The organism is Aeromonas sp. PI_26 (assembly GCF_027854445.1).
GTDB lineage: Bacteria > Pseudomonadota > Gammaproteobacteria > Enterobacterales > Aeromonadaceae > Aeromonas > Aeromonas veronii.
This window is the reverse complement of the sequence record NZ_JAJNOE010000002.1, coordinates 72,772-94,949: the sequence shown is the minus strand read 5'-3', so window position 1 is coordinate 94,949 and position 22,178 is coordinate 72,772. Positions and strand designations below refer to the sequence as shown.

At 61.5% G+C, this 22,178-nt stretch carries 22 protein-coding genes; 18 read left to right on the top strand and 4 right to left on the bottom strand.

Annotation, left to right across the window (positions count from 1 at the left end):
- Window positions 1-329: 329 nt before the first annotated feature.
- Genes LRL22_RS02935 through LRL22_RS02920 form a run of 4 tightly spaced genes read left to right on the top strand, consistent with a single transcriptional unit; the run spans window position 330 to window position 5,505 of the window.
- Window positions 330-1,646 (top strand): 2-hydroxycarboxylate transporter family protein, encoded by a 1,317-nt coding sequence (locus LRL22_RS02935; protein ID WP_219296055.1) that lies wholly within the window; start codon window positions 330-332, stop codon window positions 1,644-1,646.
- A 23-nt stretch (window positions 1,647-1,669) separates the two neighbouring features.
- Window positions 1,670-3,220, top strand: coding sequence for an NAD-dependent malic enzyme (locus tag LRL22_RS02930; RefSeq protein WP_270904683.1), 1,551 nt, complete (start codon window positions 1,670-1,672; stop codon window positions 3,218-3,220).
- A 17-nt stretch (window positions 3,221-3,237) separates the two neighbouring features.
- Window positions 3,238-4,806, top strand: a complete 1,569-nt coding sequence (locus LRL22_RS02925; protein ID WP_263084395.1) for an ATP-binding protein — start codon at window positions 3,238-3,240, stop codon at window positions 4,804-4,806.
- Window positions 4,807-4,809: 3 nt separating this feature from the next.
- The gene (locus LRL22_RS02920; protein ID WP_005338420.1) at window positions 4,810-5,505 is read left to right on the top strand and encodes a response regulator; all 696 of its coding nucleotides are present in this window, start codon (window positions 4,810-4,812) and stop codon (window positions 5,503-5,505) included.
- Between the two features lie 81 nt (window positions 5,506-5,586).
- Here LRL22_RS02920 and LRL22_RS02915 read toward each other — a convergent pair whose 3' ends face one another.
- Window positions 5,587-6,486, bottom strand: a complete 900-nt coding sequence (locus LRL22_RS02915; protein WP_270904682.1) for a DMT family transporter — start codon at window positions 6,484-6,486, stop codon at window positions 5,587-5,589.
- Window positions 6,487-6,719: 233 nt separating this feature from the next.
- On the opposite strand from LRL22_RS02915, the gene LRL22_RS02910 reads away from it, so the two are divergent.
- Entirely contained in the window at window positions 6,720-7,505 is a 786-nt protein-coding gene (locus LRL22_RS02910; protein WP_270904681.1) for a helix-turn-helix transcriptional regulator, read from the top strand.
- An 80-nt stretch (window positions 7,506-7,585) separates the two neighbouring features.
- Here the strand turns inward: LRL22_RS02910 and exaC are convergent, their stop codons facing one another.
- Window positions 7,586-9,103 (bottom strand): acetaldehyde dehydrogenase ExaC, encoded by a 1,518-nt coding sequence (gene exaC / locus LRL22_RS02905; protein WP_100646534.1) that lies wholly within the window; start codon window positions 9,101-9,103, stop codon window positions 7,586-7,588.
- Window positions 9,104-9,339: 236 nt separating this feature from the next.
- On the opposite strand from exaC, the gene LRL22_RS02900 reads away from it, so the two are divergent.
- The 11 genes from LRL22_RS02900 to LRL22_RS02850 all read left to right on the top strand — a co-directional run bounded on the left by LRL22_RS02900 (window position 9,340) and on the right by LRL22_RS02850 (window position 19,484).
- Entirely contained in the window at window positions 9,340-11,019 is a 1,680-nt protein-coding gene (locus tag LRL22_RS02900) for a sigma-54-dependent Fis family transcriptional regulator (protein ID WP_270904680.1), read from the top strand.
- Window positions 11,020-11,148: 129 nt separating this feature from the next.
- Window positions 11,149-11,559: a VOC family protein gene (locus tag LRL22_RS02895; RefSeq protein WP_107682390.1), complete on the top strand. Its 411-nt coding sequence runs from the start codon at window positions 11,149-11,151 to the stop codon at window positions 11,557-11,559.
- 101 nt (window positions 11,560-11,660) lie between these two features.
- The gene (phoB, locus tag LRL22_RS02890; RefSeq protein WP_005338414.1) at window positions 11,661-12,350 is read left to right on the top strand and encodes a phosphate regulon transcriptional regulator PhoB; all 690 of its coding nucleotides are present in this window, start codon (window positions 11,661-11,663) and stop codon (window positions 12,348-12,350) included.
- Between the two features lie 8 nt (window positions 12,351-12,358).
- Window positions 12,359-13,654 (top strand): phosphate regulon sensor histidine kinase PhoR, encoded by a 1,296-nt coding sequence (gene phoR, locus LRL22_RS02885; RefSeq protein ID WP_005338413.1) that lies wholly within the window; start codon window positions 12,359-12,361, stop codon window positions 13,652-13,654.
- 330 nt (window positions 13,655-13,984) lie between these two features.
- Window positions 13,985-14,959 (top strand): PstS family phosphate ABC transporter substrate-binding protein, encoded by a 975-nt coding sequence (locus LRL22_RS02880; protein ID WP_005338411.1) that lies wholly within the window; start codon window positions 13,985-13,987, stop codon window positions 14,957-14,959.
- A 181-nt stretch (window positions 14,960-15,140) separates the two neighbouring features.
- Window positions 15,141-15,947 carry a M48 family metallopeptidase gene (locus tag LRL22_RS02875; RefSeq protein ID WP_005358873.1) on the top strand — a complete coding sequence of 269 codons (807 nt, stop codon included), beginning with the start codon at window positions 15,141-15,143 and terminating at the stop codon, window positions 15,945-15,947.
- Window positions 15,935-16,441, top strand: a complete 507-nt coding sequence (locus tag LRL22_RS02870; protein WP_118854181.1) for a GNAT family N-acetyltransferase — start codon at window positions 15,935-15,937, stop codon at window positions 16,439-16,441. The genes LRL22_RS02875 and LRL22_RS02870 overlap by 13 nt, the downstream gene beginning before the upstream one ends.
- 108 nt (window positions 16,442-16,549) lie before the next feature.
- Window positions 16,550-17,452: an ROK family protein gene (locus tag LRL22_RS02865; RefSeq protein ID WP_005338407.1), complete on the top strand. Its 903-nt coding sequence runs from the start codon at window positions 16,550-16,552 to the stop codon at window positions 17,450-17,452.
- A gap of 41 nt (window positions 17,453-17,493) precedes the next feature.
- Window positions 17,494-18,219, top strand: a complete 726-nt coding sequence (locus LRL22_RS02860) for a copper homeostasis protein CutC (RefSeq protein ID WP_270904679.1) — start codon at window positions 17,494-17,496, stop codon at window positions 18,217-18,219.
- A 150-nt stretch (window positions 18,220-18,369) separates the two neighbouring features.
- Window positions 18,370-18,981 (top strand): FKBP-type peptidyl-prolyl cis-trans isomerase, encoded by a 612-nt coding sequence (locus LRL22_RS02855; RefSeq protein ID WP_005338405.1) that lies wholly within the window; start codon window positions 18,370-18,372, stop codon window positions 18,979-18,981.
- 188 nt (window positions 18,982-19,169) lie between these two features.
- A complete protein-coding gene (locus LRL22_RS02850) occupies window positions 19,170-19,484 on the top strand; it encodes a DUF2845 domain-containing protein (protein WP_139464172.1) in 315 nt (104 codons plus the stop codon).
- Between the two features lie 52 nt (window positions 19,485-19,536).
- Here LRL22_RS02850 and LRL22_RS02845 read toward each other — a convergent pair whose 3' ends face one another.
- The gene (locus LRL22_RS02845) at window positions 19,537-19,755 is read right to left on the bottom strand and encodes a DUF1107 family protein (RefSeq protein WP_005338403.1); all 219 of its coding nucleotides are present in this window, start codon (window positions 19,753-19,755) and stop codon (window positions 19,537-19,539) included.
- A gap of 203 nt (window positions 19,756-19,958) precedes the next feature.
- On the opposite strand from LRL22_RS02845, the gene yfcD reads away from it, so the two are divergent.
- A complete protein-coding gene (gene yfcD, locus LRL22_RS02840) occupies window positions 19,959-20,441 on the top strand; it encodes an NUDIX hydrolase YfcD (RefSeq protein WP_107682387.1) in 483 nt (160 codons plus the stop codon).
- Between the two features lie 83 nt (window positions 20,442-20,524).
- Here the strand turns inward: yfcD and LRL22_RS02835 are convergent, their stop codons facing one another.
- Window positions 20,525-21,451: a phenylacetate--CoA ligase family protein gene (locus LRL22_RS02835; protein WP_270904678.1), complete on the bottom strand. Its 927-nt coding sequence runs from the start codon at window positions 21,449-21,451 to the stop codon at window positions 20,525-20,527.
- 155 nt (window positions 21,452-21,606) lie between these two features.
- On the opposite strand from LRL22_RS02835, the gene LRL22_RS02830 reads away from it, so the two are divergent.
- The gene (locus LRL22_RS02830) at window positions 21,607-22,080 is read left to right on the top strand and encodes a peroxiredoxin (protein WP_005358893.1); all 474 of its coding nucleotides are present in this window, start codon (window positions 21,607-21,609) and stop codon (window positions 22,078-22,080) included.
- The last annotated feature ends 98 nt before the right edge of the window (window positions 22,081-22,178 follow it).

The window sequence follows — 22,178 nt, the reverse complement described above, 5'->3', positions numbered from 1 at the left end:
CCCGCTGATTATCACCCACAGGAGCTGTGGCGATAAATGGTCGCAGAGCTTGTCATCTGGCTCTGTTATTTCCCCGAATGGGGGAGATCATCCCATCGTTATTACTGCTGATCACCCAAATATCCGCCATTATGGTCGCTCGTTTTATCACCCTATTTCCTGACTTGGTCGGGTATCGGATGTCTGGTGTTCTATTGTGCTGCGCACGTTGGCGGCACCATGATGTTTAAGTTTTTAATGTTTTTATATGGCTTTGCAGTCTGGCTAACCGACAGGGGAGAGGGGGATCAATAAAGTAGCGGCCACAATCACACGCAGAGTACATAACAATGAAAAACCTCTCACCCCTACAAACCACACAAGAAAAGGCCGCCTTTATGGGCGGCCAACAAATTGCCGGTATGCCGCTCTTTATATTTCTGGGGCTGGCGACCTGCGTTCTCTTTTCCGGCTGGAACGGCTCGTTGCCGCTCGGCATGGTCGGTGCGCTGGCACTGATGTTCGTGCTGGGCACCCTGCTGACCGAGCTGGGTGAGCGGATCATGCCGATCCGTGAATATCTGGGGGGCGGCACCATCCTCGCCATCTTTGGCGGCGCCGCTCTGTTCGAATACCAGCTGCTGCCGGTGCAGGCGGGGCAGGTCATCACCAACTTCATGAAGGAGGGGGGCTTTCTCAACTTCTTTATCGCCAGTCTGGTGACCGGTTCGGTGTTCGGTATGAGCGGCGCTTTGCTGAAAAATGCCGCCATGCGCTACCTGCCGGTCATTCTTGGTGGCGTCGCACTGGCACTGCTGAGCGTTGGTCTGGTCGGCTCCCTGATGGGGTATGGCTTCAAGAATGCGGTGCTGCTGATCGGCCTGCCGATCATGGGCGGTGGCATGGGGGCTGGTGCGGTGCCCTTGGTGGAGATCCTCTCCGGCCCGATGCAGATGTCCAGTGCGGATCTATTGTCGCGCATGGTACCGGCGGTGGTGATCGCCAATACCCTGGCCATTTTGGTGGGCTCCCTGCTGGCGCGGCTCGGTCGCCGTTACCCCTCCCTGACCGGCAACGGCAAGCTAATGGTCAAAGAGAATAGCCAGAACATTGCTGACGAGCAGGCCGAATCGCCGACCCTGCAGAGTCTTGGCATGGGCCTTTTCATCAGCTCCAGCATGTTTGTGCTGGGTTCCCTGCTTGGTAACTTTATCCCCATGCACCCCTTTGCCCTGATGATTTTGGCGGTCGCTTTTATCAAGGTGAGCGGCCTGCTGCCGCGCCGTTATGAGCAGGCGGCGGCCGACTGGTATCAGTTTGTGGTGAGCAACCTCACTCCCTCCCTGCTGGTGGGGATCGGCGTCGCCTATACCAGTATTCCGGAGCTGATCAGCGCTTTTTCCATCAGCTACTTCGTGCTGGTCATGGTCACCGTGATCGGTGGCGCCCTCGGCGCGGCACTGGTGGGCCGGATGATCGGTTTCTATCCCATCGAGGCGGCCATCACCGGCGGGCTATGTATGGCCAACATGGGCGGCACCGGCGACGTAGCCGTGCTCTCGGCGGCCCAGCGGATGAAGCTGATGCCCTTTGCCCAGATCTCCTCCCGTCTTGGCGGCGCCGTGATGCTGATCCTGGCTACTGCTCTAATCTCCCTGTTCGCCTGATACCGGATTGAGGAACAAACAAAATGAACGACATCATGATGGGCACCAGCCTGCCCTATGCAGAACGCAAGCGTCAGGGGGTGCGGGGGCGTATGCCCCACAAGGAGGAGTCCCTCTCCCAGCAGCGGCGCCGGATCTACCGATTGGTCAGCGCCATGCAGAGTCCGTTTGACCAGCATCTGCTGCTGCGTCAGCTGCAGGAGGACAACCCGGTGCTCTTCTACGATCTGGTGCGCCACCACCTGCCGGAGCTGCTGCCGATCATCTACACCCCGGTGGTGGGGGAGGCGTGTCAGCGCCACAGTGACCTCTATCTGCGCAGCCACGGTCTCTATCTCTCCTGGCATGACAGGGACGATCTCGACGACATACTCGAGTCGGTGGAGCAGGAGGTAGACGTGATCGTCATCTCCGATGGGGAGCGGGTGCTGGGGCTCGGCGATCTCGGTATCGGCGGCATGGGGATCTGTATCGGCAAGCTGGCGCTTTACTCCGCTGCTGGCGGCATCAATCCGGCGCGTACCCTGCCGCTCTGCGTCGATGTGGGCACCAACAACCCCGAGCTGCTGGAGGATGACTCCTACCTCGGCTGGCAATCCCCGCGCATCGACGGCGAGAGCTACTACCACTTCATGGACAAGGTGGTGGCCGCCATTCGCAAGCGCTGGCCGCAGGTGGTGCTGCAGTTTGAAGACTTTGCCGGCAAGCATGCCGCCAACCTGCTGACCCGCTATCGGGACGAGCTCTGCATGTTCAACGACGATATTCAGGGCACGGCGGCGGTCGCCTCCGCTTGCGTGCTGGCCGGTCTGCAGCAGGCGGGGACCCCCCTCAGTGATGCCCTGGTGCTGATCGTCGGGGCGGGTTCTGCCGGTTGCGGCATCGCCGCCATGCTGGCCCAGCTGGCGGGGAGTCACGACGGCGTCTGGCTGTTTGATCAGGACGGGGTGGTCTGCGCCGATCGTCCCAACCTGACACGTGCCCAGCAGCCGTTTGCCCGCGCAGTTGAGGAGGGGAGCAGTTCGCTGCTGGAGACCATCCGCCAGGTGCGCCCGGCGGTCTTGATTGGCGTGAGCGGTCAGGGCGGCCTCTTTAATGGCGAGGTGTTGCAGGCGATGGGGGAGGTGTGCGATCAGCCGGTGATCCTGCCACTCTCCAACCCGACCCGCAGCGCCGAGGCCACCCCCGAGCAGGTGTGGGCTGCCACAGATGGCCGCGCCCTGCTGGCCACCGGCAGCCCCTTTGCGCCGGTGACGGTGGCGGGTGAGCGGCGGGTGGTCTCCCAGTGCAACAACGTCTATGTCTTCCCGGGGATTGGTCTCGGGGCCTGCGCGGTCAAGGCGCGCCGCATCAGCGATGGCATGTTGCTGGCCGCGGTGCGGGCTGTCGGCGCCTATCCGCTGGTGGCGGGCCGGCTGTTGCCCCCCATCGAGCAGGTGGGAGAGGTGGCCCGCGCCGTCGCCAGAGCGGTGGCACTCTGTGCCCGCGAGGAGGGGTTGGCCGATTTTGTCGGCGATCCGGCTCCTTTGATTGACCAGACCTGGTGGCATCCGCACTATTGGGCAGCGTCCTGACGTTTTAAGGTATGTGCATGAAACTTCGCCACCAGTTGGTCACCCTCTCTCTCGGGCTCTCCCTGCTGCTGATCCTCATTCTGGGCAGTCTGCTGGCCCTCTTTATCCGTCATCTGCTGGAGAGCAATCTGCAGGATAAGGGAAGCGATCTGGCACGGGTGATGGCGGCGGATACCCGAGTGGTCGAAGCTCTGCGTCAGGGGAGTGATCCTACCCTGCGCGACTACGTGGAGGCGGTCTGCAACCGCACCGATGCCACCTATATGGTGGTGACCGATGAGCATGGTCGCCGCCTCAGCCACCCCAACCCCGAGCTGGTGGGGCAGAAGTTTCGCGGCGAGGATATCTGGCCCGCGCTGCAGGAGCGGCGCAGCTACTGCTCCAAGGATCGGGGCACCATGGGGCCGGCTATCCGCTGCTTCTCCCCGGTGGTTGGCGGGGATGGGCGGGTCATGGGGGCCGTGGTGGTGGGCTACCTGATGCAGCAGGTGGAGGGCATCTATATGGAGCGGGTGGCCCTGCTCATCTGCGCCATCGTGGCTGTGCTGGGGTGCGGCCTGCTGCTGGCGCTCTGGGTGCAATACCTGCTGCGCAAGACCCTGCTCGATCTGGAGCCGGAGGCGATCGTGCGCCGCTTTACCCTGCAGGATCTGGTACTGGAGCACATTACCGAAGGGGTCATCGCCCTCGATGGCCGCGGCAATATCAATATGATCAACAGTACCGCCAGCTATCAGTTGCGGCTGCCGGTCACCGGGCGCCACGCCCTGCAGGGACAGTCGCTGGCGGAGCTGGTGCCGCCCCTTGCCCCCTGTCTGGAGCAAGAGGGTGGGGAAGTGAGCTTCACCATTCAGGGGGAGTCCTTTGTCGGTCGCTGGCAGGCGGTGCAGGGCAAGGCGCCGGGGCGGCTTCTGATCTTCAGTCGTCCGGAGGTGGCTGCCAGTCTGGGGGTACAGGTGACCCATCTGCGCCAGTATGCCGAGATGCTGCGGATGCAGAGCCACGAGTTCGCCAACAAGCTGAGCAGCCTCTCCGGCTTGTTGCAGCTGGGCCATGTGGAGCAGGCGGTGGAGCTGATCCAGCAGGAGAACGAAGCGTGCCAGACCATGCTGCAGGAGCTGCTGCGGCTGATCGACAACAAGCCGGTGGCGGGGCTTATTCTCGGCAAGTTCAGCCGGGCCCGCGAGCTGGGGGTGACCCTGGAACTCGATCCCGATTCGGCGCTGGCGGAGTATCCGGCCTCGGTCTCGGCCGATCTCATTACCCTCATTGGCAACCTGCTGGATAATGGTCTGCAGGCAGCCTGGCGCAACCGCCAGCAGCGGCCGCCCAGGGTGCTGCTCTCCCTGTGCGATGTGGGGCGGCGACTGGTGATCGAGGTGGAGGATAGCGGCGAGGGGGTCGACGAGGAGCTGGCCGATCATCTGTTCGATTACGGGGTGAGTCGCCAGAGCGGCGATCACGGGGTGGGTCTGTTCCTGGTCAAGGAGACCGTGGGTCGGCACGAGGGTGTGATAGAATGGCGGCGAACCGCCGAGCAGACCACCCTGTTTGGTATCTACTTGAATAAAAACCAATTAATGTGAGCCATGGATCCAATAATCACGCTTGTTATTGAAGATGACGATCGGATCGGTGCCATCTTGTCAGAACTGGTGGCGGCGACACCCGGTTTCTCCCTGCTGGGGCGGGCCGGCACCCTGGCCCAGGCCGATGCCATGATGGCCGGTGTGGTGCCCCAACTGCTGCTGGTGGATGTCTCCCTGCCCGATGGCTCCGGCCTTGAGTGGGTGAGCCGCCTGCGTAGCCACAACCGCGAAGCCTACGTCATCATGGTGACTGCCTCGCGGGATGTGGAGACCATCCAGCAGGCCCTCAATCTGGGGGTTCATGACTACGTCATCAAACCATTGCGGCTGTTTCGCATCCAGCAGAGTCTGGACGAGATCCTGCAACTGCACAGCCGCCTCTGCGAGCGGGGTCGGCTGGAGCAGGAAGATCTCGACAAGCTGCTGGGCAAGGGAGGGCGCTCCCAGATCAAGGAGATGCGCGTCACTCCCAAGGGGATCGACAGCATCACCCTGCGTCAGGTGCTGGATCTGCTGGCGGGTGAGCCGGAGAACGTCTTCTCCACCGACACGGTGGCGCTGCGACTCTCCCTCAGCCGCACCACGGCGCGCCGCTATCTGGAGTATCTGGAGTCGGAAGACCGGGTGGATGTGGATCTCAACTATGGTCAGCGGGGGCGGCCGGAGCGGCGTTACCGCTGGCGCCGGGCGGGGTGAAGTCGGTTCACCGTCGTTAGAGCACGATAGAAATGAACAAGGGAGCCAGCGGCTCCCTTGTTGTTTTTTGCATGTTGCCCGTCAGGCCGCATTGCGTTCCGGCAGTGGGACACGCTTTTTCAGCTGGGAGATCATCACCCCGCCCAGGATCAGTCCGCCACCCAGCAGGTGGTAGCCGTGGATCGGCTCGCCCAGGCCGACGACGGCGATCAGCGCCGTACAGAGTGGCATCAGGTTCATAAAGACCGAGGTGCGCTCTGCCCCCATGCAAGCGAGGCCGCGCATCCAGCAGTAAGCCGCCAGCAGGGAGGAGGCAAGCCCAGCGAAGAGCACCAGTCCCCACCCTTCAGCTGGCACCGCCATCGAGTCGGCACTGAGAGCGAGCGGCACCAGCAGCAGTACCGCCAGCAGGATCTGCAGGTAGAGGTTGAGCCAGGGGCCGAACGGCAGCTGCCAGCGGCGGATCAATAGGCCGTAAAGGGCGTAGCTGGCGGAGCCCAGCAGCATCATGCCATCCCCCGGGTTGATGCCGTTATGGAGCAGGGCAAGCGGTTCGCCCTTGCCAAGCAGCCAGAGCACCCCGAACAGGGAGAGACTCATGCCGAGCAGTGCCTGTTTGCCGGGACGCTGGCCGAAGAAGAGCGCCCCTTGCAGCAGGGTGAGCAGCGGAATCAGGGAGCCGATCACCCCCATATTGGTAGCCGAGGTGCTGTGGGCGGCGTAGTAAGCGAGGCACTGGTAGAGCACCATACCGAGCGCCGCCAGCACCAGCAGCTTGCCGAGCCAGGGGCGAACCTCACTGCGTCGCCGCCAGAGGGTGGGCAGGCAGAAGGGGGTCAGCGCCAGGGCGGCGATCACCCAGCGATAGAAGGAGATGGCCGCGGGATCGAGCACGTTGGCGGCCGCCTTGGAAACCACGGTATTGGTAGCCCAGATCAGCACAGCCATCAGCGGAAAGAGAAGAGGGGAAAAGATTCGCATCAGAGGCTCCTTATTAACAGGGGGCCAAGTCTACCCTTGTCTTTATATTATCAAGTAGCGTAAAACAGACAGATGACCCAGCGGAAAAGACAACTCTTTCGGATGCATCTTATTCCGGCCCACACGGGCTGCGTTTGCTCGCAACTGATGGCTGCTTTTGGCCTGTGCCGGAGACCGAGCCAACAGGGCGTTGCATCACGCCAGCTCCTCTCTCTCACTGACAAGGGGCGCTGATGGCCACTCACCACTTTCAGCCGGTAGATGTCGTTCTGCCCGCTCCCAATCCGCTCTATTTCAGTTACCAGCAGATGCTGGCCGACAGCGCGACCGTGCTGCACTCCCACCCCTGGGGCCAGCTCAACATGATCAGCCTGGGGATCATGGAGATAGAGCTGGGGGATCAGCGACTGGTGGCCCCTGCCGACTACCTTATCTGGGTACCGGCGGGTCTCGACCACACCTCCTACAACGAGCAGACCCTCGACTACACCTCCATCTACGTCAGCCACGAGCTGGCGGCCAAGCTGCCGCCAGAGCCCAGATTGCTGCTGCTCACCCCGCTGATCCGCACCCTGCTGAGCGACTTTTGCGAACGGCGGGTAAGCCATATGGCGGATGAGTGGGATCAGCGTCAGGCCGAGTTGCTGGTGGAGCGACTGGCGCGCACCCGTTGTCAGGAGAGCTACCTGCCGATGAGTCAGGACAAGCTGCTGGCTCCCATGCTGGCGGCGTTGCACAGCGATCCTGCCGATCCCCGTACTCTGGTCCAGTGGGCCGGACAACTGCACACCACAGAGCGCACCCTGGCGCGGCGCTGCCTGCGGGAGCTGGGGATGAGTTTCGGTCAGTGGCGGGCCCGGCTGCGGTTGCTCAAGGCGCTGGCCTGGCTCAAGGGGGACATGCCCATTCAGGAGATCAGCTGGCGGCTCGGTTACGGCTCCACCTCGGCCTTTATCGCCATGTTCAACCGGGAGCTGGGCTGCTCCCCCCAGCGTTATCGCCTACAGTCAGCCCGATAACAAATTGCCGGACATGTCATATGGTGAAGCAAAACAAGAAGGGCGCCCGCAGGCGCCCTTTCTGATGACATCTGCTTGCGCTAGAAGAAGCCGAGCGGGTTGATGTCGTGACTTACCAGCAGGTTCTTGGTGTTCTGGTAGTGGTCCAGCATCATCTTGTGGGTCTCACGGCCGATCCCCGACTTTTTGTAACCGCCAAAGGCGGCGTGTGCCGGGTAGGCGTGGTAGCAGTTGACCCAGACCCGGCCAGCCTGAATGCCACGCCCCATGCGCCAGGCCAGATTGCTGTCGCGGGTCCACAGGCCTGCCCCCAACCCGTACTGGGTGTCGTTGGCAATGGCCAGAGCATCCGCCTCGTCCTTGAAGGTGGTGACCCCGAGTGCCGGCCCGAAGATCTCCTCCTGGAACACCCGCATCTTGTTCTGACCGGAGAAGATGGTGGGCTGGATGTAGAATCCCCCCTCCAGTCCGCTCACCTTGGCCGGGCCGCCGCCGATCAGCATCTTGGCCCCTTCGCCGCGGCCGATCTCCATGTAGCCCAGGATCTTGTCGAACTGCTCGCGGGACGCCTGCGCCCCCACCTGAGTGGCGGTATCGAGGGGGTTGCCCTGCACTATGGTGCGGGCACGGGCCAGCACTCGGTCCATGAAGTCGTCATAGATGCTGGCCTGCACTAGCGCGCGGGAGGGGCAGGTACACACTTCCCCTTGGTTGAAGAAGGTCATCAGCATCCCTTCTACCGCCTTGTCGATGTAGCTGCTCTCGTGCTGCATCACGTCGGCGAAGTAGATATTGGGGGACTTGCCGCCCAGCTCCACGGTGGAGGGGATCAGCTTGTCGGCTGCGCAGCGAAGGATATGGGCGCCCACTTCGGTCGAACCGGTAAAGGCCAGTTTCTGGATCCGGCTGCTGGTGGCGAGCGCCTGACCTGCCTCGGCGCCGAAGCCGTTGACCACGTTGACTACGCCGGGGGGCAGGATGTCCTTGATGAGATCCATCATCAGCATAATGGTGACCGGGGTCTGCTCGGCGGGCTTGAGCACGCTGCAGCAACCCGCCGCCAGCACAGGGGCGAGCTTCCAGGCGGCCATCAGCAGCGGGAAGTTCCACGGGATGATCTGGCCGACCACGCCGATGGGCTCTTTGAAGTGGTAGCTGACGGTGTTCTGATCCAGCTCGGCGGCCGAGCCCTCCTGAGCACGAATGCAGCCAGCGAAGTAGCGGAAGTGATCCACCACCAGCGGCAGGTCGGCGGCCAGGGTTTCACGCACCGCCTTGCCGTTCTCCCAGGTTTCGGCGATGGCGAGCCGTTCGATGTTCTGCTCGATGCGATCGGCGATGCGCAGCAGCAGGTTGCTGCGCTCGGTGACGCTGGTTTTGCTCCAGCTGGTGAACGCCTTGTGGGCGGCATCCAGCGCCAGCTCGATATCGGCGGCGTCGGAGCGAGCGACCTCGCAGAATACTTTGCCATCCACCGGCGAGATGTTTTCAAAGTAGCGGCCGGCGCGAGGAGCCACCCACTCACCACCGATGAAGTTGTCGTAACGGGACTTGAAGCTGACCAGGGCACCTGCCTGACCGGGAGCGGTATAAATCATCTCATCATCCTTTATGTGTGTGATCCTGACCGGACTGGCTGACAGACCGGTTGGCAGCTGATATCGCAAGGGGCGTGCCAAAGGGTCTGACCAGCAGGCAAAAGGTTACAAAAACGTTATCAAATGGGGTGTGGCGGCGTATCTTGGTTAACCAATGACCACGGCTATTGCGATAAAACTGTACCGTTTCTGGACAGTGGCCGAGACAGTCGTGCTGTTTGTGAACAGGAGGCGTGATGAGTGAGTCACTTCAACCCGGTCCCGGTCCGATCCAGCGTTCCTGGCTGCGCTGCCTGTATCAGGGGCTGAGCCGCCAGCAGAGCGCCGATCTGGACTTGCTGCCCCAGGGGGAGCTGTCGGCCCGTCAGGAGCAGCACAGGGGGCTGATCGCCTGCTTCCAGCGCTTTGTGCTGCCGCTGTTTGCCCAGTTGCTGGCGGGTCGCCCCTGTCGCCTGTTGTTGTGTGACGGTGAGGGGGCCATTCTGGCCGCCAGTGGTGATGAGGGGTTCGCCCGCCATGCCGAGCGTATCTTTTTGCGCAGTGGCGCCCGCTGGGGGGAGGCGAGCAAGGGTACCAACGCCATCGGTACCGCGCTGGCCGAGCAGAGCGAAGTGCAGGTGCTCGGCAATCAGCACTTCTTCGCCCAGCACAGCTTCCTTAGTTGCAGTGCTTGCCCGTTGCTCGGGTCGGATGGGCAATTGCTCGGGGTGCTCGATATCTCCACCGATGCGGCCCATCACGATGGCGATATGCTGGGCACGGTGCGGCTGCTGGCGATGACCCTCGAAAACGCACTGCTGGCGCGTCAGCCGGGCTGGCTGGTGGATCTCGATCCCCAGAGCCTCTGGTCCGCTCGCCTGTTGCTGGGAGAGGAGGGGGAACTGCTCGGCGCCAACCGGGCAGGCCGACTCTGGCTCGGTCAGCATCCTTTCGATGGCAGGCAACTGCTGCGCGAGGGGCGTGGCTTGCGGCTGGTGCCAGAAACGGACGCGACATCTTCCTGCACCGCGCTGCCGGGTCACTCAAGCCCGGTGCCACATCCGCAGCAGGTGCCGCTCAAGATGCTGGAGCGCGGCATTTCGCTGCTTATCGAGGGGGAGACCGGCAGCGGTAAAGAGCATCTGGTGCGGGCCCTGCACCGAGCATCGAGTCGGCGGGATCAGCCACTGGTGTGCGTCAACTGTGGCGCGTTGCCAGCAGATCTGGTGGAAGCCGAGCTGTTTGGCTATGTGGGCGGGGCTTTCAGCGGTGCCCGCAGCCAGGGCAGTCAGGGTTATCTGCGCGCAGCCCACGGCGGCATGCTGATGCTCGATGAAATTGGCGAACTGCCGCTGCATGCTCAAACCCGACTGCTGCGGGTATTGCAGGAGCGCAGCGTGACGCCGGTTGGCAGTCACAAGCCGGAGGCGGTGGATTTCTGGTTGGTCAGTGCCAGCCACCGGGATCTGGCGGCCATGGTGCAGAGTGACGCATTTCGCGAAGACCTCTATTACCGGATCTGCGGCTGGCGCCAGCAGCTGATGCCGCTGCGCCGTTGGCCTGCCGTTGAGCGTCTGGGGCTGATCCAGCGACTGTTGGCGGAGATGGACCCGACCCTGCGTCTGACCCGCGATGCGGAGCAACAGCTGCTGGCCCATCCGCTGCCCGGCAACGTGCGCCAGCTCAAGCAGGCACTGGAAGTGGCCTGTGTGCTGGCAGAGGGGTTGGGTTGGATAGAACCCGCCCACCTGCATCTGCCCAGTGTGGCCACAGAGCCCGGCGTCTTACCGATGGGGGAGGCGACCAGCTTGCGTGAACAAACCCGGCGGCAGGTGCAGCAAACGCTGGCGGCATGCGGCGGCAATGTGAGCGAGGCCGCGCGCCAGCTGGGGATCAGCCGCACCACCCTCTACCGGACACTGCGCGAAGCCCCTTGAGTGCTCACTCCCCCTCACCGGTCGTTTTCAAGACGCACATGACGGCTGGAGCCCTGCCCATCCAGCCGCTATGATGCGCCCTTGCCGGGGCATTGCGCCCGTTGACTCATCCGTTGAGGATTTTCTGCCATGTCACAACACATAGGGGCGCTGACCCTGCTGGTGGCTGATTACGATCAGGCCATTCGCTTTTTTACCGAGGGACTTGGCTTTGCGCTCCTGGAAGACACTCGGCTCGATGAACCGGGCAAACCGGGCAAGCGCTGGGTGCGGGTTGCCCCCAAAGGCGCCCCCGGTTCCGCGTTGCTGCTGGCACAAGCGGCCAATGCGCAGCAGCAGGCCGCCATCGGCCAGCAGGGCGGTGGCCGGGTATTTCTGTTCCTCGAGACCACTGATTTCTGGGGGGATTACCAGCGCATGCAGGCGTACGGTGTTCATTTTTGTGAACAGCCTCGTGACGAGCCTTATGGCACTGTGGTGGTGTTTGAGGATATCAGCGGCAACCGGTGGGACTTGTTGCAACGTACTGCTGCCAACTGAATCTGAAAACGTTTATCATCCCGCCTGTCATAAAGTCATAAAAGTGTCACAGAAAATTCTAATAATTGGCGCACCCATCTTCACAGAGGAGAGAGAAGGGAATGGCTAAGCGAATTCTGGTGGTCGAGGACGAAGCACCGATCCGCGAAATGCTCTGCTTCGTGTTGGAGCAGAAGGGATATGAGACGATTGAAGCGGAAGATTACGCCGATGGACTGGCGAAGGTGCGCGAACCCTACCCCGAACTCATCGTGCTCGACTGGATGATGCCGGGCGGCAGTGGCATCCAGTTTATCAAGCAGCTCAAGCAGGATGAGGTGACGCGCCAGATCCCGGTGGTGATGCTCACCGCTCGCGGTGAAGAGGAGGACAAGGTGCGTGGTCTGGAGGCCGGAGCCGACGACTACATCACCAAGCCGTTCTCGCCCAAGGAGCTGACCGCTCGCCTCCATGCGGTGATGCGCCGCGTGTCGCCCACCTCGGTGGATGAGGTGATCGAGGTGCAGGGGCTGAAACTCGATCCTGTCTCCCACCGGGTCAGTGCCGAAGAGAAGGCGCTCGACATGGGGCCGACCGAATTCAAGCTGCTTCACTTCTTTATGACTCACCCCGAGCGGGTCTACAGCCGTGAACAGCTGCTCAATAATGTCTGGGGTACCAATGTGTACGTCGAGGACAGAACCGTGGATGTGCATATTCGTCGCCTGCGCAAGGCGATTGAAGAGACAGGGCACGACAGATTGATCCAGACGGTGCGTGGAGCCGGATACCGCTTCTCAACCCGTCTCTAGAGGCAGTTATGTTGCAACCTTACGCCTGGCGGCGACAGTTGTGGCGAATGGCGTTTTTCTACGCCCCCTTCGCATTGGTTGGCTGGTTGATTGATCATCTTGCCCTCTGCCTGCTGGTGGCGGCCGTGTTGCATCTGGGCTGGCACTATCGCTTCCAGAAGCGGCTCTCTGACTGGTTGTGGCACGACCGCAGCCTGGTGCCCCCCAGCGGCAATGGCAGCTGGGAGTACATCTTCAACGGTATCTACAAGCTGCAGCAGCGTCACCGCGCCCGTCGCCGCGAGCTGGCGGGGCTGATCCGCCGCTTCCGGGAAGGTGCCGAGGCGCTACCCGATGCCGCAGTGGTGTTTCGCACCGATGGCAGCATCCTCTGGTGCAACCGGCTGGCGGAGCAACTGCTCGGTTTTCGCTGGCCGGAGGATGCCGGCCAGCATATCGGCAACCTCATTCGCAATCCGGCCTTTAACGCCTATCTGGGCAAGGGGGCGTATGACGAGCCCCTCGAGATGCACTCCCCGGTCAACGAGGAGAAGTTTCTCGAGTTTCGCATCATGCCCTACGCCTCGGATCAGGCGATGCTGGTGGTGCGGGATGTCACCCGCTTGCGCAGTCTCGAGAAGACCCGCAAGCACTTTGTCTCCAACGTATCTCACGAACTGCGCACTCCGCTGACCGTGCTCAAGGGTTATCTGGAGATGACCGAGGAGCCGCCCCCGCCCGCCATGTGGGCCAAGGCGCATCGGGTGATGATGGAGCAGACCATCCGGATGGATAATCTGGTCAATCAGCTGCTCACCCTCTCCCGTATCGAGGCGGCCCCGACCGTGGATCTCTCCCATCTGGTGGACATGCCTGCCATGCTGGGACTGCTGGAGCAGGAGGCGCGGGCGCTCTCGGGCGAACGGGCCCACCAGCTCGAATTTGTGGTGCAGCCCAATCTGTTGGTGCGCGGGGATCAGGAGCAACTGCGCAGTGCCGTCTCCAACCTGGTCTACAACGCCATTCACTACACCCCGGCGGGGCGAAAAATTACCGTGGAGTGGCGCAAGCAGGGGGCGATGGCGCTGTTTGCCGTGAGCGATGAAGGGGAGGGGATTGCCCCCGAGCATCTGGCGCGGCTGACCGAGCGGTTCTATCGGGTGGACAAGGCTCGCTCGCGCCACACCGGTGGCTCCGGCCTCGGCCTTGCCATCGTCAAGCATGCCCTCAGTCATCACGACTGCCAGCTCGATATCGAGAGCCGTGTTGGCCTTGGCAGCCGCTTCAGCTTTCTCATCCCGAGCCGTATGGTGGTGATTAAATAGTCTTTTATGGCAATGAGTTAGCTGCAAAAAGAGGGCCTTTGAACGGGCCCTCTTTTCATTTGTTCAAATCTGCCGCCATGTCATTAAAGTGTCACATTAAATCCATAAATTTGTCACTGCCAGGTCAGATACTGGCGCCGTCTTAAGAACGGACCTTCTGTAACTTTGGAGAGTGAGTCGGAATGGAACTCACCGCTGACTCAGTCGAATTGACTACCGCAAGACAGTGTTAATCGGCGCCATGTATTGGCAATAGCCTTCTGTCACCTCGGAGATAGGAGACAGAATGAAGCTCAAGGTAATCGCCTTTTGTAACTTTGGAGAGATTGGATGAAACTCAACAAACTGGCTGGTGTAATCGGATTCACCGCAGCAACCCTGTTTTCTGTCAGCGCCCTGGCTGCCGGTGTGGATAAAGACCTGCCGGATTACACACCGACCAGCGGCATTTCGGGCAACCTGTCCTCTGTCGGCTCGGACACCCTGGCCAACATGATGACCCTGTGGGCCGAAGAATTTAAGCGTTTGTACCCCAACGTCAACGTGCAGATCCAGGCCGCCGGTTCTTCTACCGCGCCGACTGCCCTGACCGAAGGTGTTGCCCAGTTCGGTCCGATGAGCCGCGCCATGAAGGCCGGTGAAGAGGAAGCATTCGAGAAGCGTTACGGCTACAAGCCGACTGCCATCCGCGTTGCAGTCGATGCCCTGGCGGTGTTCGTCAACAAGGACAACCCCATCAAGGGGCTGACCATGCCGCAGATCGATGCCATCTTCTCCAGCACCCTGAAGTGCGGCGAAGCCAAGGCTGCCACCAAGTGGTCTGATCTGGGTCTGGACGGCAACTGGTCCTCTAAGGATCTGCAACTGTTCGGTCGCAACTCCGTATCCGGTACCTACGGTTACTTCAAGGAGCACGCCCTGTGTAACGGCGACTTCAAGAGCGGCGTGAACGAGCAGCCGGGTTCTGCCTCCGTGGTGCAGTCTGTCTCTGCCTCCCTGAACGGCATCGGCTACTCCGGTATCGGTTATGTCACCTCTGGTGTGCGTGCAGTACCGCTCTCCAAAGATGGCAAGACCTTCATCGAAGCGACCTCTGATAACGCCATCACCGGCAAGTATCCGCTGTCACGCTTCCTGTACGTTTACGTGAACAAGCATCCGAACAAGCCGCTCTCCCCGATGGAGCAAGAGTTCGTCAAGATGATGCTCTCCAAAGCAGGCCAGAACATCGTTGCCAAAGATGGCTACGTGCCGGTGCCGGCCAAGGTGGTACAGGCTGACCTGAAAAAGCTGGGTATCATGTAACTGCCTGCAGTCAGCATGCCCTGATAAAACGAGCCCCAAGCGGGCTCGTTTTGTTTTTGGCGGCTGTCAGTTTTGTTAATAGCGCAGGATGGATATTTTTCCGCCAGCCGGGGGCTGGCTCCCTTGCGCAGCAGGGCGGCATTTCCGAGAATAGGGCAACGTTATGGCAAAGGATCCCTTCATGATTGCGTCCCTCACCAAGTTTGGCCTGGTAGCCCTCTGTAGTTCCCTGCTGGTCGCCTGCGCCCAGTCGCCGACCGGCCGCAGCCAGATGCTGCTCTACTCTCCCCAGCAGATGAACCAGCTGGGCGCTGACTCCTTCGAGCAGATGAAAAAGCAGGAGAAGGTGAGCAAGGATGCCAAACTCAACGCCTATGTCTCCTGTGTCGCCAAGGCGGTGACCGCCCAGGTGCCGGCCAGCTATGGCATCACCAACTGGGAAGTGGTGGTGTTTGACTCCAAACAGGTCAACGCCTTCGCCCTGCCCGGCGGCAAGATCGGGGTCTACAGCGGCCTGCTCAAGGTGGCCAAGAATCAGGATCAGCTGGCGACCGTCATCGGCCACGAGTTGACTCACGTGCTGGCCCAGCACTCCAACGAACGACTCTCGCGCAGCCAGCTGGCGGGGATCGGTCTGGCGGCTGCGGACATCGCCATGGGCACCAGCGAGTATCGCGGCGCCACCATGGCCGCCCTTGGCCTCGGGGTCGAGGTGGGGGTGATGCTGCCCTACGGCCGCACTCAGGAGAGCGAAGCGGATCGGCTGGGGCTTGAGCTGATGGCGCGTGCCGGGTTCAATCCGGCCGAGGCAATCCCCCTGTGGCAAAACATGAGTGCCGCCGCCGGTGGCAACACCCCGCCGCAACTGCTCTCCACCCACCCGAGCAACGAGAACCGGATCGCCGAGTTGCAGGCGCAACAGGCGCAAGTGCTGCCGCTCTATGAGCAGGCTCGCGCCAATGGTCTGGTGCCCCAATGCAAGGCATAAGCCTGCGCATGGCGCGCAGCGACGATGCCGCCGCCATGACGGTGATGCAGCGAGCCAGCTGGCTCGCTGCCTATGGCCAGGTGCTCGGTGCCGACCTGCTGGAACAGCTGGACGTCACCGCTCATCTGCAAATCTGGCAGAGCCGTCTGGCCGAGCCGGGCCCAAGGCCCATGCTGCTTTGTCTCGATGAGGTGGTGATTGGCCTGCTCTACTGGCAACCACTGCAGGAAGCGGGGCAGAGCATCGCCCTGATCCGCGCTTTTTACCTCCATCCCGACCACTGGCGACAAGGCTATGGCAAACGGCTGTGGCAGGCGGTGGCGATGCAGATGCGCCGCGCCGGTTGCCATAGCGTCAAATTGTGGCTGCTCGATGGCAACCACATTGGCGAGGGATTCTACCTGCGCCGCGGCTTCGTCTTTGATGGCGAGGAGCGCACCCTGATAAGCCTCGGGCAGCCCTGCCTGCAGCGACAAATGAGCCGTTTGCTCTGATCACTCTCCCGTTTTTCGCCTTCGGTCACTTTATTTTTTTTGCGAATTAATACAATGTCCCCCTTGGAACAGAGTTGGATAAACACGGGCTGACAAGGGAGTGCTGGCATGTATTACGGCTTTGATATCGGTGGCACCAAGATTGCTTTTGCGGTCTATGACGGTGCATTGAACCTCTGCCACGAGGAGCGCATGAGCACCCCGGGCAACGATTACGAGGGGTTGCAGCAGCTGATCCGCTCCCGGGTCGAGCAGGCGGATGCCCGCTTCGGCGCACGGGGCTCGGTCGGCATCGGTTTCCCCGGTGTCATCAACAGCCACGATCACAGCATAGTGGCGGCCAATCTGCCCTCCATCAATGGTCGCCATCTGGGCGCCGATCTGGCCGAGCTGCTGGAGCGGCCGGTCAAGGTGGATAACGACGCCAACTGCTTCCTCTGGTCCGAAGTGCATCAAGGGGCAGCCGACGGCGCAGGCAGTGCGCTCGGCGTCACCATCGGCACCGGCATCGGCGGCGCCGTCTATCTGGCGGGCAAGCTTATTCAGGGGCGCAACTGGCTGGCTGGCGAGATTGGTCACTACCCCTTGCCCGCGACCATGCTGATGAAGTACCCCGAGTTGCCCCGTCCCCGTTGCGGCTGTGGCCGTCTGGTCTGTTTTGAAACCTATGCCTCCGGCACCGGTCTGGAGCGTCTCTATCACCATTTCCATGGCCAGCGCGCCACGGGTCACCAGATTGTGGGACGCTTCGAGGCCCATGAACCCCATGCGGTCGAGACGGTCGACTGCTGGCTGGAGATCATGGCCGCCGGGCTTGCTACCGCCATTTCGGTGATTGATCCCGAGGTGGTGGTATTGGGGGGCGGCCTGAGCGGCCTGCCCGCCCTCTATGAACAGCTGCCGCTGCGTCTGCCCGGTCACTTGCTGCCCGGGGTCGCCCTGCCCGAGATCCGCCAGGCCCGCTTCGGTGGTGCCGGTGGTGTGCGCGGCGCAGCCTTGCTCAATCTATGAGATCAGATGTGGGGTCTGATCTCCCCGAAAAAGGAGTCCTCATGACCCGTCTTGAAATCTGTATCGACAACCTGGAATCCCTGTTTACTGCCCAGCAATCCGGGGCGGATCGCATCGAGCTCTGCTCTGCGCTGGGTCTGGGCGGCCTGACCCCCTCCTACGGTTTTATGCAGCAGGCGGCCCGCCACGCCACCGTGCCGGTTTATGCCATGATCCGCCCGCGCGCCGGGGATTTTTGCTTCAATGACGGCGAGTTCGAGATGATGCTGCAAGATATCGCGGCGGCACGCGCTGCGGGGCTGCAAGGGGTGGTGGTCGGTTTGCTGGATGAGGAGGGGCGGGTGCCTGCCGCCAAGCTCAAACAGCTGGTGGATGCTGCAGGACCGTTGGGGGTCACCTTCCATCGCGCCATCGACCTCTCCTCCGATTGGCGCCTCGATCTGGAGACCATAGTCGCTGCCGGTTGCGAGCGCATTCTGAGCTCGGGCCATGCGCCGACCGCGTTGGCGGGGCTGGAAACCCTGCAGGAGATGCAACAAGCGCTGGCGGGACGTGCCAGCCTGATGCCGGGGGCCGGGGTCAATGCCGACAACGTGCGTACCATAATTGAGTTCACCGGGGTGAGCGAAGTGCATATGTCCGGCATGGGCTGGCGCGGTGGCATAGTGCCGCACGGAGTGAATATGGGCACTTCGGATGATGGTCGGGTCAATATCACCGATGGCGCCAAGGTGGCTGCGGTCAGAGTCTTGCTGGATCGCGGTTAAGCAGATCGCCGCCGTTGGGCGGCGTTCATCCGCATCTTGTGTGAAGTTCCTCCCACTGACGGGGAAATCAGGGGTGCCCCCGGCAGCACCCCGGCCAAAAGTCTGATATTATCCCGCCTCTTTACTACATGGATCTGGAGCAACATCTCAATGTCCCAATACGACTCTATCGAACAGAAGGCCAGCTATGGCATCGGCCGCAACATGGGTGATCAGCTGGCGCAGCAAGCCTTCGCCGGTCTGGATATCCCGGCCCTGCAACAAGGTCTGGCAGATGCCCTGAATGGTCTGGAGTTCGCGGTCAGCCGTGACGATATCAATGATGCCTTCCAGGTGATCACTGCGCGTATGCAAGAAGAGCAGGAAGCCGCCGCCAAGGCCGCCGCTGCTGACGGCGAAGCCTTCCTGGCTGATAACGCCAAGCGCGCTGAAGTGAAGGTGACCGACTCCGGTCTGCAGTACGAAGTGCTGGTAGAAGGCAACGGTGCCGTTCCGGTAGCCGGTCAGTCCGTGCGTGTGCACTACCACGGAACCTTCACCCACGGTGGCGTATTCGACAGCTCTGTCGCTCGCGGCCAGCCGGCTGAATTCCCGGTAACCGGCGTGATCGCTGGCTGGGTTGAAGCGCTGCAGCTGATGCCGGTTGGTTCCAAGTGGAAGCTCTACATCCCCCACGATCTGGCCTACGGTGCCCGTGGTGCGGGCTCCATCCCGCCTTACTCTGCGCTGGTATTTGAAGTCGAGCTGCTGGACATCCTGTGATCCTGCTGGCTTGATGCAAACGGCGACCCTCGGGTCGCCGTTTGTTTTTGGGTTATGTGATAGACAGCATTTGTCGCGACCAGCGGGCTGGAAAGGAGAAAAGGGCGGCTCTTTTGCGCTTTTTACTGCTTTTTTCAGAAACGGGAACAGGCATACTGCGACTCATTAGAGAGGATAAGGAGAACCCGATGAGCAAGAAGATGAAGAGAGTAGCGGGGCTAGCCCTGTTGCTGCTGAGCATTCCGGCCAGTGCGGATGCCATGCGCTGCAAGAACGCCCTGATAACCGAGGGAGATACCACCGCCGAGATGCTGCTCAAGTGCGGTGAGCCGATGTTGCGTGAAGAGCTCAACCGCAACGAGGAGAACCAGTTTGGCAACATGGTGCAGGTCAAATATGGTGAACGCTGGACCTACAACTTCGGCAAGAACGAGTTCATGCGCTTTGTGACGGTGCGCAACGGCATCATTACCGATATCGAAAACGGCCCGCGCGGCGAGTAGCCGGCGGGCAAAGCATGGATGCACAACAGACAGTAGGGCAAGACCCTTTGACTCACATGTCCGGCAAGGGGTCGCGGTGACCAAGTTGTCTGACCGCCAGATTGATCTGGCGAGCCAGTCTTAGCCGCTGGCGGCAGGTCAGGCCATGGAGGCTGATCCTGCCCGCGTTGAATTCAAATGTCCCCAGCGACTCGATGGCAAAATAGCCTCGATGAAAGCTCTTGATGTAGCGAGCGATCTGCCGTGGGGATAACTGCTTGAATACCTTCATCACACGGTTCCCTGATTGCCTGGACAGGGCACACTATGGTGTCGGTCGATGACACTGATATGACGGTTTATAAAGATTTGCATGAATCCTTATTTTGCCTGTGGGCTCGGCAAATTGACGGCGTCATCGAAAAAGTTGTGCCATGGCAAACCACTGCACCGATATACTGCGGGCTTGAATGGAACAAATAAAAGGGCCTGTGCGTGGAATGGGTTGATGTGGTGGACGGTAATAACCGGGTGATTGGCGTGGCCGAGCGAGCCAAGGTGCGGCGGGAGAATCTCTGCCATCGCGCCAGCTATATTCTGGTGCTCGACGACGCGGATCGGATCCTGGTGCAGCGACGCACCCTCAGCAAGGATTTCTGCCCCGGCATGCTGGATGCCTGCGCCGGTGGCGTGGTCACCACCGGTGAGGAGATGGAGCGCTCCGCCCGCCGCGAGCTGGCCGAGGAGCTGGGGATTATGGATGTTCCACTGCAGGGCTTTGGCAGCTTTTATGCGGAAGGGGAGGGCTACCGGGTTTGGGGCGGCCTCTTCAGTTGCCGTTATCAGGGGCCGCTGCAGTTGCAGGCCGAAGAGGTGAGCGCGGTGCACTGGATGAGCCAGGCCGAGATTGCCGAGCGCGCCAGCGAATTTACCCCCGACTCCCTGCTCGCCATCGCCACCTGGCAGGCGAGGCGCTGACCAACTTCATATATCCTCTTCTCCAGAGACAAGACGGGCAGCCTGATGGCTGCCCGTCTGCCTTTGTGCATTTATTTGGTCTGCTACACCAGCTTGAGGCGCCGGTTGGTGCGCCCGCAAGCGCTCGGTTTGGCGAGCCAGTGCCCTTGCCAGTCGGTGGCTAGCCGCAGCAGCGGATACTCCAGATCGAGCCTTGTCACCACCAGCGGGCCGGTCTCGTCGCCACTCACAGGATTGCCGCTGGCGGGATCGATGATTTCGACGATGCAGCTCTCGTTGACGATAAAGCCCTGACCAGGCTGACTCTCGTAGGCCACCACCCCCACATCCTGCCACACCAGGCAGTTGAGGGCCGCAATGCCGTGGATGGCGTGCAGTGGCGCGGTTTCGGGATGGGTGGCTTCGCACAATAGGGCGTGGCGCAGCGAGTCGCTCGGGATTTCCGCCGCTTCGGCCGCTTCCAGCAGGTCGAGCAGGGTCACCAGCGGGCCGACATAGCCGGTGGGTTGATAGCGCAACAGTGCCTCCAGCTGGCGCTGGGTATCGTGGGGCCCGCAGGGCACCACGGGAGCCCCCAGCTGGCGGGCGCCGTTATCGAAGATAAAGGCGGTGGGGCCAGCGTGATAGTCGTGGCCGTTGAGCATCACTTCCCCCGCCTTGAAACCGGCGGCAAACAGTGCCCGGGCGGCGCCCCACCAGTCTGCTCCCGCATACTCGGGGATGGCCAGCTGGCCCGGACAGGAGAAGACCCGCAGCGCCTGACTGGCGGGGCGGCCGGTGAGACCGGCAAAGGGGGGATGAGCCTGCTGGGCGGCAAAGAGCTCTTTGCTGTCGAGCAGTGGCAGGGTGGCCAGCTCTGCCAGATCCTCGAGGCGACACTGGCGATAGGCGCTGGAGTAACCGGCGCAGTATTGACTGACATGGGTAAGCTGATGATTGAGCTGGTCCAGTTGCTGCTGTTCGCGCATGGCGGGGGGACGAATTTCCAGACCATCGTAATAGTGTTGCATGGGGCCTCCTGGCGCCGTGAAACCAGCTCAAGAGTAGTCTGCCCAAGGGGAAAATGCCTGCCGCTATCCATGGTCAGGCTCAGAGCCGCTGTTAGGCGGCATCGTCACTCTGGGATAAACTGGCGACTTCCCATCACGACTCAGGACGAGAAATCATGATTGCTGTAGGACACCCCCTGCCTGCGGGCGAATTTACCTTTATCACCGCCGAGGGCAAGCAGCTGCGGGATAGCCAGACGCTGTTCGCCGGTAAAAAAGTGGTGCTGTTTGCGGTACCCGGCGCCTTTACTCCCACCTGCTCCAATGCTCATCTGCCCGGTTATGTGGTGCTGGCCGATCAGTTTATGGCCAAAGGGGTGGATGCCATCTGTTGTCTGTCGGTCAACGATGCTTTCGTGATGCGGGCCTGGCAGACGGCCCAGAATGCCGAGGCGATCACCATGCTGGCGGATGGCGATGGCAGCTGGACCCGGGCGCTGGATCTGGCCAAGGATACCGGCGCCTTTGGCGGCATCCGTGCCCAGCGCTTTGCGTTGATCGCCAACGATGGTGTGGTCGAGCAGCTGTTTGTGGAGGCGCCGGGCAAGTTTGAGGTCTCCGATGCCGCGAGCCTGCTGGCTGCACTGTGAAATGTTAATCACGGTTTGATTTCCCCTTGAAATGGGAGGTGGCACAGCTACACTGGCGCCACTTTCCCATGGTGCCTGCCCGTTTGGGCTGGCGCTTC

Excerpts from the sequence above, each read along its gene's own strand:
- LRL22_RS02880 (WP_005338411.1), top strand. The coding sequence starts at position 13,985 with ATGAAACTCAACAAACTGGCTGGTGTAATCGGATTCACCGCAGCAACC.
- LRL22_RS02835 (WP_270904678.1), bottom strand. The coding sequence starts at position 21,451 with ATGCAACACTATTACGATGGTCTGGAAATTCGTCCCCCCGCCATGCGC.
- LRL22_RS02845 (WP_005338403.1), bottom strand. The coding sequence starts at position 19,755 with ATGAAGGTATTCAAGCAGTTATCCCCACGGCAGATCGCTCGCTACATC.
- LRL22_RS02855 (WP_005338405.1), top strand. The coding sequence starts at position 18,370 with ATGTCCCAATACGACTCTATCGAACAGAAGGCCAGCTATGGCATCGGC.
- LRL22_RS02935 (WP_219296055.1), top strand. The coding sequence starts at position 330 with ATGAAAAACCTCTCACCCCTACAAACCACACAAGAAAAGGCCGCCTTT.
- LRL22_RS02865 (WP_005338407.1), top strand. The coding sequence starts at position 16,550 with ATGTATTACGGCTTTGATATCGGTGGCACCAAGATTGCTTTTGCGGTC.
- LRL22_RS02895 (WP_107682390.1), top strand. The coding sequence starts at position 11,149 with ATGTCACAACACATAGGGGCGCTGACCCTGCTGGTGGCTGATTACGAT.
- LRL22_RS02925 (WP_263084395.1), top strand. The coding sequence starts at position 3,238 with ATGAAACTTCGCCACCAGTTGGTCACCCTCTCTCTCGGGCTCTCCCTG.
- LRL22_RS02930 (WP_270904683.1), top strand. The coding sequence starts at position 1,670 with ATGAACGACATCATGATGGGCACCAGCCTGCCCTATGCAGAACGCAAG.
- LRL22_RS02915 (WP_270904682.1), bottom strand. The coding sequence starts at position 6,486 with ATGCGAATCTTTTCCCCTCTTCTCTTTCCGCTGATGGCTGTGCTGATC.
- exaC (WP_100646534.1), bottom strand. The coding sequence starts at position 9,103 with ATGATTTATACCGCTCCCGGTCAGGCAGGTGCCCTGGTCAGCTTCAAG.
- LRL22_RS02850 (WP_139464172.1), top strand. The coding sequence starts at position 19,170 with ATGAGCAAGAAGATGAAGAGAGTAGCGGGGCTAGCCCTGTTGCTGCTG.
- LRL22_RS02875 (WP_005358873.1), top strand. The coding sequence starts at position 15,141 with ATGATTGCGTCCCTCACCAAGTTTGGCCTGGTAGCCCTCTGTAGTTCC.
- LRL22_RS02900 (WP_270904680.1), top strand. The coding sequence starts at position 9,340 with ATGAGTGAGTCACTTCAACCCGGTCCCGGTCCGATCCAGCGTTCCTGG.
- LRL22_RS02860 (WP_270904679.1), top strand. The coding sequence starts at position 17,494 with ATGACCCGTCTTGAAATCTGTATCGACAACCTGGAATCCCTGTTTACT.
- LRL22_RS02830 (WP_005358893.1), top strand. The coding sequence starts at position 21,607 with ATGATTGCTGTAGGACACCCCCTGCCTGCGGGCGAATTTACCTTTATC.
- LRL22_RS02920 (WP_005338420.1), top strand. The coding sequence starts at position 4,810 with ATGGATCCAATAATCACGCTTGTTATTGAAGATGACGATCGGATCGGT.
- phoB (WP_005338414.1), top strand. The coding sequence starts at position 11,661 with ATGGCTAAGCGAATTCTGGTGGTCGAGGACGAAGCACCGATCCGCGAA.
- phoR (WP_005338413.1), top strand. The coding sequence starts at position 12,359 with ATGTTGCAACCTTACGCCTGGCGGCGACAGTTGTGGCGAATGGCGTTT.
- LRL22_RS02910 (WP_270904681.1), top strand. The coding sequence starts at position 6,720 with ATGGCCACTCACCACTTTCAGCCGGTAGATGTCGTTCTGCCCGCTCCC.
- LRL22_RS02870 (WP_118854181.1), top strand. The coding sequence starts at position 15,935 with ATGCAAGGCATAAGCCTGCGCATGGCGCGCAGCGACGATGCCGCCGCC.